The organism is Zooshikella ganghwensis DSM 15267 (assembly GCF_000428585.1).
Lineage (GTDB): Bacteria > Pseudomonadota > Gammaproteobacteria > Pseudomonadales > Zooshikellaceae > Zooshikella > Zooshikella ganghwensis.
The window spans coordinates 37227-44972 of sequence record NZ_AUAF01000032.1 but is presented as its reverse complement, the minus strand read 5'-3'; the positions used below and the strand labels follow the sequence as shown (position 1 = coordinate 44972).

Here is a 7746-nt window from a genome sequence, read left to right as displayed (position 1 = left end):
CTATACCCTTCACGAATGATTTCTAGGTTTTGTTATCTTCACTCCTCACCCCAATCACCTATTAATATAGGCTCATGGGACTTCGTCACTCGATGGTCGCACCTAAAAGCCCTTCGTATTGGGTATCCATCTCAATATCCGCGCAAACCTGTTTATATCCACCTCCAATCTCGTTGAAATAAACATTAATGATAACGATGTACTGCTTAGCAAGATAAACGCTGGGTAATGTTCGTTGAACTGTTCGCAATAACTAAACCTTTAGGAAGGTATTTTAGTGTGTTTAATATCTCATTAATTATTTTAACTGCCTTGTTATTTATAAATTGATATTCCATAAACTTATAAAATGATGATGTTATGCTTATGACTTTGTCACGCAAATATATGTTTAACTTCAGTTTTTAGATGTGCTTTGATGCTTTCTATATAAGTCGACTGGTTTGCTTAATGGATTGGTTCTTGTTTTTAAGGCGAAATAGTTTGTTTGATTTTTTTGAATGATGTTAGAGAAATAGATATTCACTGTGCAGTCTGCTGAATTATTTGTTTAAATTGTAATAAATAAATGTTGTTTAAATGGATTGGATTGAATCCGTTTTAATATCGTGAAACAGAGAAATATAATGGTTGTTTTATTTCACGTTTTTTATATAAAATATAATGCGTTAAATATGCTTAGCCATAATCAAAACAGTAAAGTGTCCTGCTTTTTTATTTAAAAAATCAAACCTTATTACGAAACATTTTTATAAATACAAGCATGAGTACATCAGGGTATTTGAAGTGGTTCGTAAGGGGCAATACTAAGCGTCAATGGAATAGCTGACAAGCTGTAGTTTAGCTGTTGTATAGGTATATTTTATGAGAAAAACACTTCTGGGTCTTTTAATTACACCATGTTTAGTCGCCCCAACAGTGAATGCAGACGATGCATTCTCATTGCCTAAACGAGAAGGATTTTATGTTGGTGGAGGGTATGGCCTAGCGAAATATCAAGATGGCTGTGATGGAGTTGACTCTAGTTTTGCGTCGTCTATAACGGATTGTGATCGAAAAGATCAAGGTTACAAAGCATTTGCAGGCTATCGTTTTAATGATTTTTTTGCACTGCAAGGTGGCTACTATGATTTAGGTGAAGCCACTGCTGATGCTGAAAATGGCTATAAGGGTAGCTGGGAAACAGCTCATGGTTCACGGGAAATTAAAGGTTATGCCGTACAGTTAGTGACACTATACCCGGCAGATGAATACCTGGATATCAAAGCAATGATAGGTGCTTTTCATTGGCAATCTGAAACTTCAGCAACAGGCTATTCTGCAAGTCAGGCTATATTCTCTTATGACAATGATGAGCGTGGTACAGACTTAATGTATGGTGTAGGGGTTAATATTCATTTAACCAATCAGCTGTCGCTTGGCATTGACTATGAGCGCTTTAACAACGTAGGTGATGATCGTTACGTTGATGACGATGATATCGATTTTATTAGTGGTTCAGTTCAGTATACGTTTTAATATATTCAGTAACCACAAAAAAAGGCACCTAATGGTGCCTTTTTTAATGGGGTGAAATTATTGTGGTTGAGGATAAAGTGAGGGAAGAATATTACCCTCATGTTGAGGGGGATTTGACCTAAGCTGCTTTATTTGCTGGAGCAGTTGGTCATAAAGCTGACTGGGATCTTCTGCTGAATTACTTTTGCCATAGCGTGATTGCTGTAGACGATTAAATAATTGCTTCAATTTTTCATCATGCCAAAGATGTAAGCAGTTTACCAGAGTTGCTGCCTGTGGGGCTTTTAAATGCAGTTGGCTCCAGGCTATAAAAGTCTGACAAAGTGTTGGGTAGTCCTGTTGTTGGCAGGCGTTTTTTAATGCTTTGAATGCAGATGATTCTGTGTCGTTTTTGTGGTTAACGGTTAAGGCGCTGTCAATATTACGAACTGCAACCTTGGCTTTAAACCACCAAAGGATAAGTGTACAGATCCATAACAAAGCAAATAACAGACTTAACCACATCCAGCCTGTTGCTTGGGGTTGATCAATAGTGTCAGGAGACGAATGATCATTGGGTAATTGGCTTTGGGCTGTGTTACTGTCATTTATTTGAGTAGACGTTGAGGTTGCAGGGTTTGTACTTGCTGGTTGTTCGGTGGTGGTTTGACTACCCGGGGCCGCAATCACCTTAAGCGTTCTTGCGGGTAGCTTAGCTGTTCTCGTGCGTTGTTGTGCGGTGTCAAACCAGGTGTATTTAACAGCAGGCAAGTTGTATGTGCCTGGCTTAGTAGGTACTAGGGCAACAGACTCTTGTCGACGCCCAACAATGCCATTAGCTGTTGCCAGGTTTTCAGTTTTGGTTTGATCAGGATAGGTCTTTAGTCCAGGCATATTTAAAGAGGGGAGGGGTGGAAGTTGCGCAGCACTCATTCCATCAGCCGTAATGGTGATTGTTCGAGTAATGGAGTCACCTACCTGTAGTTGCTCACGTTCACCACTCCATTTTTCTTTTAGGGTTATATCGGATGCAGGTAGCCAGGGTTGATGCTTAGGGTAATCACTTGGTGCAGCGAGCACCATTAAGTTGATAGGTGCCGTATTGACCTGGACAGGTTTACCTAGCGTGCTGTTAAAAAAGCGGTCAAAAGGCTGCTGGCGAAAAACTTTTGTGGCAGTAAAGGTTTGCTGAGGAATGGTGATTTCACCACTTTTTTGCGGAAAGATCGCATATTGTAGCTCAATCACACTGAAGCGTTTGCCATTGATAATGCGGTCAAAAGAGCGAGGTTTTCCAACCGGTTTGACAATAGCATCTGCAATCTCTAATTCTGAAATTTCACGATCACTGTATAGTGGAACTGAATGAAATATCTGTACTGTTAATAAAGCCTGCCCTTGAACAAAAACTTCTTCTTTGTCCAGTCTGGACTCCATGAATACATCAACATTGCCATTGTTGACATTTGCGTTACCTTTTTTGACATCAAGAGTGATAGGTTGGCTACGTTCTCCATCTAACGTGATAGGGGGAATAATCACATAACCCCTGCGCTTAGGTTTAATGGTAACAATCCAGTCTGTCCAGGCCTGGCTTTTACCGTTAACTGACTGAAACTGGCTACGTTGCTGGGTTGATAAGATACTGAAATGTTCTTTAAGGGGCGTTAAATCAGGTTCGTTAAAAAACTGTTGCTTATCACTTCGCAACGTTAACTCTACTGTTTCATTTTCGCTGATTGTAGTGCGATCAACGGATGCCGTCAGTGTCGCATAAGCAGGAAGAGTCACTCCTCCGACACAGCAAAGCAAAAAGCATAAGCGAAGGTATAACCAAAACACGAAAGGGAAGTCATGTTTTACCATAGCGTGTCATCTTCCTGTTGCTGTTGATTGCGCATGCGCTGTTGGTACAAAAATTTACGGCGTAATAAGCCACTAGGATCATCTGGAATTTGGCGAAGCCAGCCTTCTATTGCTTGCTGATTTTCGGTTTGCCCGTCATCAGCTTCAGCATGTTGAGGGGCAATAGCCTGGCTGTTTTCACCCTTGGCATTATCAGGTTGTGGCGAGCTGGGCTGTAGTTTTTCATTACCTTTGGCTAGCTCATTTTCTTGCTTTTGGGTTTCAGGCTCAGTGTGTTGGTTATCTTTAGCGGCTTTGGATTGCTCACCTTTTTTTGGGTTTTTTTCTTGTGAGTTGTCTTGGTGATTCGATTGCTTCTGTTGTGTTTGTTGGTTACTAGGCTGTGAGCTGGTATTGGACTCACTTGCTTCAGACTGGTTATCCATTTGCGGTGATGGTTGCCCAGCGTTTTTTTGGTCTTGGGATTGACCCTGCTGTTGGGATGATGAATTCTCTTGTTGCTGTTGCTGTTGCTGTTGCTGTTGCTGTTGCTGTTGCTGTTGCTGTTGCTGTTGCTGTTGCTGTTGCTGTTTTTGCAGTAATTTTTCCAACAAAGCTTTATTGTGTTGAGCATCATTATGTTTTGGCTCAAGCTTTAAGGCTTTTTCATATGCATCAATAGCCTCCTTAAGCTGGCCTTGTTTAGCCAGGCTATTGCCCTGATTGAAAAAGCCTGTAGCGGTCTTAAGCTGGCCAAATAGTTCGGCAGCTGTTTTATAGTCCTTGCTTTTATAGGCTGCTGTGGCTTTCCAGGCAGGATCTTTGAACAGTGCTTGTGCTTGTTTAGGGTTATTCTGTTGTAGTGCTTTGGCGCCTTGCTGATCAGGGGTTTGCCACAAGTCTTGCCAAGCAGCGGCCTGTGTAGAAGGAGATTGCAGTGGTAGATAAAAACATAATAATAATGAGACTAGCCATCCACGACGAAATGCAAGCAACGCAATAGGCAGAAGCATAAGGGTTAACCAGACTCCTTGGTCTTGCCATTGGTCGAAGCCTTGCTGAGTAATCTGACGCTGCTGTGTGCGATTATTTTTAGGCAATACATTGTGTAAATCATTGTCAGTCAGCGTCAAGTTACTATAAGTGCCACGATTTTGATTGGCTAAACGTGCGAGTCTTTTGCTGTTTCGCTTGGCAATAATAATGGCACCATTATCATCTTTTAATAAACCCTGGTTGCCAAGCTTGATGGGGGCACCTTGATCAGTACCTACACCAATAACACTCAGTGATACAGGCTCATCAGCTAGCAGCTGACTGATATCTTTTAAGGCTTGCTTAGTAATACCATCAGTCATTAATAACAGGTGCCCTTGGCCTTTGCTTCCTTGTTGTAACAAGCTCAGTCCTTGTTTGATGCCAGCAACTACATTATTGCCGACACTTGGCATGATTTCGGGCTGAAGTGCTTTAGTGAGATTGGCGACAGTTTTAGTATCTTCTGTGAGTGGACTGACGACAAAGGCATCTCCTGAATAGGCGACAAGTCCAGTGAGCCCTTCTGTTCGAAGCTTGAAAAGGTCTTGGAGTTTTCGTTTGGTGGCAACCAATCGACTGGGCTTAACATCTTCGGCATACATCGAAAGCGTTTGGTCAACCACAATAACCAGTGGTGTTTCACTTCGGAGAACAGGGACACTGATTTGCTTCCAGCTTGGGCCGGCCAGTGCAATGGTGGCAAGAAGCCAGCCAAAAAATAAAGCAATAAGTGGCCAGCGATGTTGGAAGTGTTGTGATTGTTGACCTACTAAGTAGGGTAGCAATTCTGGGGCAATGACTTGCTGCCAGGTACCACGTTGCTGTTTGACATACCATAATGCAATGGCCAGTGGAATCAGTGCAATGAGCAGTAATAGCCAGCCTGGACGTAAAAAGTGAAAGTGGGTCAAGATATCCATTTAAGACTTCCTCATTGACCTCCGCTGACTGGATTGGGCAAGGATAAATCCTGCCCAAAGCAAACTAATTAACAAGGCAAAGCCCAATGGCCAGTAGTGCAGTACTTTAATTGGACGGAATAATTGCGCCTCTTGTTCAACGGGTTCGAGTTTATCCAGCTGTTGATAGATGTCTTCAAGCTGTTCTGTGTTTTTGGCTCGAAAGTAGCGACCGCCTGTTTTTTCAGCAATGGTTTTTAGTGTTTTTTCATCTAAGTCACTTGAAGGGTTTACTTTTCTTCGGCCCAGAGGAGACCCTAAAATGCCTGGCTGAATCATTTCCTCAGCGCCTACCCCAATGGTATAGATTTTAATATTTTCTTTAGCGGCTAGCTTAGCAGCCTGCAAAGGTTTGACCTGGCCTGCACTATTATTACCATCAGTCAGTAAAATCAGTATCCGACTTTCAGCAGGGCGTTTTCTTAACTGTTTAATGGACAAGCCAATGGCATCACCAATGGCGGTATAGCTGCCGGCCATACCGATAAAAGACTCTTCCAGTAGAATACGTAATGTGTCTTGATCAAAGGTTAGCGGGGCTTGTAAATAAGCTTGGGAACCAAACAGGATAAGTCCTAAGCGGTCCCCTTTACGGCGGGTTAAAAAGTCATCCAGTACAGACTTAACAACCGTCAGTCGGTCAACATGTTGGCCATTGAGGGTGAGGTCTCTTATTTCCATACTTCGAGATAAATCGACAGCAAGCATAAGGTCTCGTGCATTGCTTGATATGGGGACAGGATCTCCCACCCAACGAGGCTGACTTGCCGCCAAAAGTAAAGCTATCCAAATCAGTATGAGAAAAAACAACGACCAGCGTCGTCTTACTGTTGTTGATGAAGATGAGCTATCTGTTAGCTGGGTAATCGTTCGGTAAAAAGGTACATGTAATGCTGATTCCTCCCGGGGAGCTGGTCGGAATAGCTGATAACAAAGCCAAGGCAATGGCAATAAAATTAATATCCAGGGCCAGTGTAATTCAACCATGATGCTTTTTTGGTCCAGTTAATTAACAGCGCATGCAAGTGTTCAGTATTGCAGAGTGGGTTAGGTTGATAGCTTGTCACTCCAAGGGCTTGACCAACACCTTCTGTAAAGGCTTTGGATTGACTTGCCTGATCAAGGATTTTTAGCCACTGCTGGCCACTGAGTGAGGCTATATTCGCACGTGACTGTGTTTGTAGCAGGGTTTGTTTTAAATACTGGTTAGCCTGGTGCAAATAGGTGCTTGTGGCTTGATGCTGTTGATAGTGCTGCCAAATTTGATCAAGCTCAGCCAAGAGGCGCCGCTTATGTTGGAAACGCTGCCAATACCGAAACAGATGCCAACCACAAAAAATAATAACAGCAATCGCCATTACCGCTAATATCCACCAGCCTGGTGACAGAGGCCACCAACTGATGGGCGGAGGCTCATGAATAGGCTTTAACTCGGACAGGGCTTGTGTTAGCTGAGGATTGAGGGCATTCATACAACACGTTTACTCCAGGGTGAATGAAATACCTGTTTTAGTTGATCAATGGCTGGCTGTTGAGTTGTCAGGGGGTGAAATGCCATCCGGTAGCGACGGCAAAATGAAATTAAGGTTTGCTGATGCTGTTGAGCTTGTTCAGCAAAGCGTTGACGCAATTGCCTTTGCTGAGTATTGATTGAGCAACGTCGTTGACCATCAGTAAAGGTATAGTAACCTGGTGGTGGTAATTGACTCTCCAGAGGGTCCTGAATATGAAACATGAGCACATCATTATGACTGGCAAGCCGCGATAAATACTGACGTGCACGTTCAGAAAAGCGTAAAAAATCACTAAAGATAGCGACAGTTGAACCCGGTTTTATCAGTCGGCAAGCATGACCCAGCACGTCAGCAAAGTAGGTGGTAGAGGGGGGCGTAGGCTGTGTCGTCATACTAAGCGCATGATTATACGCATGTATATTATGTAACAACTGCAGTACAATTTTCTTTTGACGCCGGGGTTTGATTTCTTGATGGTTTTTCTCAGAAAAAACGATACCACCCACCCGATCGCTATTGGCCAAGGCTGCCCATGCCAGCGCTGAGCCAGCTTCTGCAGCAATCACTGACTTAAAGTCACCTTGACTACCAAAAAACAGTGACTGGCTCTGATCTACCAGAATAAATACTGGGCGTTCTCGTTCTTCCTGAAATACTTTGGTATGTGGCTCTTGGCTGCGGGCAGTCACTCGCCAGTCGATTGTGCGTACATCGTCACCAGGCTGATAGACTCGTACTTCGGCAAATTCAATACCCCGTCCTTTACGACTGGAGCGGTATTGTCCACTCAATGCACTTTTGGCAATGCGTGGTCGAAACAGGCTTAGCTCCTTAGAATGAAGGCGCAGCTGAATTAAGTCATCTAGTGATGAATAGGCTCGATAAGTCATATT

7 protein-coding genes are annotated in these 7746 nt (G+C 43.1%); 1 reads left to right on the top strand and 6 read right to left on the bottom strand.

Annotated features, from left to right (window positions below; genetic code table 11):
- Positions 1–85: 85 nt before the first annotated feature.
- The gene (locus F607_RS34010; RefSeq protein WP_157365412.1) at positions 86–250 is read right to left on the bottom strand and encodes a hypothetical protein; all 165 of its coding nucleotides are present in this window, start codon (positions 248–250) and stop codon (positions 86–88) included.
- 614 nt (positions 251–864) lie between these two features.
- On the opposite strand from F607_RS34010, the gene F607_RS0109625 reads away from it, so the two are divergent.
- Positions 865–1518, top strand: a complete 654-nt coding sequence (locus F607_RS0109625) for an outer membrane beta-barrel protein (RefSeq protein WP_027707925.1) — start codon at positions 865–867, stop codon at positions 1516–1518.
- A 57-nt stretch (positions 1519–1575) separates the two neighbouring features.
- Here the strand turns inward: F607_RS0109625 and F607_RS28995 are convergent, their stop codons facing one another.
- The 5 genes from F607_RS28995 to F607_RS0109600 are packed head-to-tail and all read right to left on the bottom strand — an operon-like array spanning position 1576 to position 7743.
- Positions 1576–3363 (bottom strand): BatD family protein, encoded by a 1788-nt coding sequence (locus F607_RS28995; protein ID WP_051311236.1) that lies wholly within the window; start codon positions 3361–3363, stop codon positions 1576–1578.
- Positions 3357–5300, bottom strand: a complete 1944-nt coding sequence (locus F607_RS0109615; RefSeq protein WP_027707924.1) for a vWA domain-containing protein — start codon at positions 5298–5300, stop codon at positions 3357–3359. Before F607_RS0109615 ends, F607_RS28995 begins: the two co-directional genes overlap by 7 nt.
- The gene (locus F607_RS28990; protein ID WP_038290843.1) at positions 5301–6326 is read right to left on the bottom strand and encodes a vWA domain-containing protein; all 1026 of its coding nucleotides are present in this window, start codon (positions 6324–6326) and stop codon (positions 5301–5303) included.
- Positions 6296–6811 (bottom strand): DUF4381 domain-containing protein, encoded by a 516-nt coding sequence (locus tag F607_RS0109605; protein WP_027707923.1) that lies wholly within the window; start codon positions 6809–6811, stop codon positions 6296–6298. Before F607_RS0109605 ends, F607_RS28990 begins: the two co-directional genes overlap by 31 nt.
- Entirely contained in the window at positions 6808–7743 is a 936-nt protein-coding gene (locus F607_RS0109600) for a DUF58 domain-containing protein (RefSeq protein ID WP_038290841.1), read from the bottom strand. The genes F607_RS0109605 and F607_RS0109600 overlap by 4 nt, the downstream gene beginning before the upstream one ends.
- Positions 7744–7746: the final 3 nt, after the last annotated feature.

What these genes read in the sequence shown, in the direction of transcription:
- F607_RS0109605 (WP_027707923.1), bottom strand. Translation starts at nt 6,811, where the DNA reads ATGAATGCCCTCAATCCTCAGCTAACACAAGCCCTGTCCGAGTTAAAG.
- F607_RS0109625 (WP_027707925.1), top strand. Translation starts at nt 865, where the DNA reads ATGAGAAAAACACTTCTGGGTCTTTTAATTACACCATGTTTAGTCGCC.
- F607_RS0109615 (WP_027707924.1), bottom strand. Translation starts at nt 5,300, where the DNA reads ATGGATATCTTGACCCACTTTCACTTTTTACGTCCAGGCTGGCTATTA.
- F607_RS28990 (WP_038290843.1), bottom strand. Translation starts at nt 6,326, where the DNA reads ATGGTTGAATTACACTGGCCCTGGATATTAATTTTATTGCCATTGCCT.
- F607_RS28995 (WP_051311236.1), bottom strand. Translation starts at nt 3,363, where the DNA reads ATGGTAAAACATGACTTCCCTTTCGTGTTTTGGTTATACCTTCGCTTA.
- F607_RS0109600 (WP_038290841.1), bottom strand. Translation starts at nt 7,743, where the DNA reads ATGACTTATCGAGCCTATTCATCACTAGATGACTTAATTCAGCTGCGC.